General features: G+C 63.7%; 2 protein-coding genes. Both read right to left on the bottom strand.

What is annotated here, in order from left to right; translation table 11 throughout:
* Window positions 1–716: transglutaminase family protein (locus tag D6877_RS24445; protein ID WP_130912365.1), on the bottom strand; the 716-nt coding region annotated here is incomplete at its 3' end.
* Window positions 716–1,819 (bottom strand): alpha-E domain-containing protein (locus D6877_RS24440; RefSeq protein WP_241662947.1); only part of this gene is annotated, 1,104 nt, incomplete at its 5' end. The genes D6877_RS24445 and D6877_RS24440, both read right to left, overlap by 1 nt.

Here is a 1,819-nt window from a genome sequence, read left to right as displayed (position 1 = left end):
CAGAACACCGATACCCACGCGTGCGAGGCGTCGGCGCCGATCAGGCGTGGCTGCCCCGGCGGCGGCTGGGTGAGCAGGTAGCCGCTGACATAACGCGCCGCCAGACCGCGCGAGCGCACACAGGCCAGCATCAGATGAGCGAAGTCCTGACACACGCCGCGTCTACGCTCCAGCACCTCCACCAGCGGCGTCGCCACCTGGGTGGCTTCGGCATCGAAGGTGAATTCGCTGAAGATCTTCTGCATCAGCGCCTGCACCCCGAGCAACAACGGTCGCCCCGGCGGAAAACAGCTTTGCGAGAACTCGACGAAGCTGCGCTTCAAATGCACATAGGGTGACTGGAACCGGTAGCGACAGGCTTCGAGCAAGTCGACGGAGAGCGGCTGACTGCTGTAGGTCAGCGCATCGCGGGTCTGCTCCCACGCTGGCGACTGGTTGAAATCCAGCGCCGGCCGCGCCAGCACCTCGACCGTCAGCCGGGCGTTGACCTGCAATTGGTCATGGGGCCGTTCAAATGCCAGACGCGTCAACGGATTGCCGAATACGTCCAGCTCATCCCGGCGCATGGTCGGCTCGGGGCTGATCAGCAACTGCTGCTCGGTGCAACGCTGCCAGCTGCATTCGCGCGGCCACAGGTGCGCCAGTTGCTGCGCGAGGGAGACCGGGCTGTCGTAGTGATAACAGGTGTCGTGAAAGATCTGGTACTGAGCGCTCATCACACGGACACCGTACGCTGACTGACATCATCGACATGGGCGAAATGGCGCAGCGCCAGACGATCCGATACCTGGCCGCTGGCTTCGGCGATTTCCTGCAACAGATCGGCCAGACCATCCAGCGCGGCACGTACGCTGGATTTGCCGAACAGCGGATTCTCCAGGCAACCGAGATCAAACCGCGACAGGCGCTCGACCAGTTGCGGCAGCGCGGTTTCCCGAGGCGCGGCGAAATCGTCGTTCAGGCGTTTCAGCGTGCGGGTCACCAGTTTCAGCTGAAACAGCACCGCGTGGGGGTTCTGCTCATCCAGCAGCAGCAAATCCAGTACCGGAATCAGTTGCGCCACCGCCAGATAGCGCGAGCGATAGGTGATGCTGCTGTTACCCAACTCCAGCAACCACTCCAGCCCGGCCTGATCGAAAGCACCCGCACCGCGCAGAAATGCGGCGAGGCTGCTGCTGAGAAATTGCAGGCGTTCGATGCGCCGGCCAATCATCAGAAAACGCCAGCCTTCGTCGCGGGTCATGTCATCCAGCGCAAACCCCGACAGCGCTGCCAGCGACATCACCAGACGGTTGAGAAAATCCAGCAGTTCACCGAAGTCCGGTTCATCGACTTCCAGCTCCAGCGCCTCGCGCTGCAATTCGACCAGCGCCTGCCAGTTTTCCCGGGACAGCTTGCCGCGCACTTGCGAGGCGGCCCATTGCAGGCGTTGCAAGTTGGAGCGCAGGCTGAACGACCAATCCTCGCCCAGCAACGCAGCGAGCAGGCGCTCCGGCAGTGCGCCCTCATCCGGCAACAGCGTCAGCCGCTCGCCGAGATCGACCGCTGCTTGCAGCGCCTGCGGATCATCGCCATCGACGTAACGCGTGAGCATGATGCGCAGCAGCCGCGCGCTGTCGTCACAGCGCTCGCAGTAGCGGCCGAACCAGAACAGATTTTCCACCACCCGCGACGGCAGATATGGATCGCGGCGGACCAGATCGTGCACGCCGACACTGCGTTGCGCCTTCCACTGCTCGCCACTTGGCGCACGATCGCTGAGCACCCAGGTGTCCTTGCTCGCCCCGCCGCGCTGCATCGACACCACCTCGGCATCGGC

The sequence above is a fragment of the Pseudomonas sp. Sample_9 genome (genome assembly GCF_004307535.1).
GTDB classification, from domain to species: domain Bacteria; phylum Pseudomonadota; class Gammaproteobacteria; order Pseudomonadales; family Pseudomonadaceae; genus Aquipseudomonas; species Aquipseudomonas mercuritolerans.
This window is presented reverse-complemented; position numbering and strand designations above follow the sequence as displayed.